A 509-nucleotide genomic window follows, 5' to 3' on the forward strand; every position below is an offset into this window, starting at 1 on the left:
GCCGGTCCACGCCTGCCAGAGATCGGCGAGCAGGTAGTCGGTGGTCGACCAGCGAGCGCGGCCCTGGTTGGTGGCACGCACGAGCGACGAGTCGTGCGGGAGTTCTTGAATGCGAATCCAGATCTCGCGCAGCGTCAGCCGCCGCGTGCCGTCCTGGTCGAATCGCCACCGATCCGAGTAGCGGATTCCGTAGATGCGGGCGAGATCTCGCTCGATGGCGTCGGCGTAGCGGTGCAGCAGCGCTAGCACGGTGACGAGCGGACCGTGCCCGCCACCGAGTAGCGCGACCGCCTCGGCTAGTTTCCCGAGCCGAACCCGAGGGCCTCGCTGATCGCGTCGTACAGCTCGCGGGCCTGCCCTTGGGTGAGCCGGGGATATGCCTTGCGTAGCTCGACGGTCTGCGCGTTGCCGAGCAGGCCGAGCAGTGCGACGCCGATATTGCCCTGTGCCAGCGGTGCGGACACGGCGAAGAAATCCCATTCGTTCGGGTCGGCGATGATGTCGAACGC

At 67.4% G+C, this 509-nt stretch carries 1 protein-coding gene and 1 pseudogene; both read right to left on the reverse strand.

The genetic code is table 11. The annotated features are described in order from the left end of the window. Window positions 1-249, reverse strand: a pseudogene (locus ON31_RS29445) (hypothetical protein); the annotation flags it as partial. A 47-nt stretch (window positions 250-296) separates the two neighbouring features. Continuing rightward, window positions 297-509: hypothetical protein (locus ON31_RS29450; protein ID WP_039818329.1), on the reverse strand; the 213-nt coding region annotated here is incomplete at its 5' end.

Origin of the sequence: Nocardia otitidiscaviarum NBRC 14405 (assembly GCF_000308635.1) — a bacterium.
In the GTDB taxonomy this organism is placed as follows: Bacteria; Actinomycetota; Actinomycetes; order Mycobacteriales; family Mycobacteriaceae; genus Nocardia; species Nocardia otitidiscaviarum.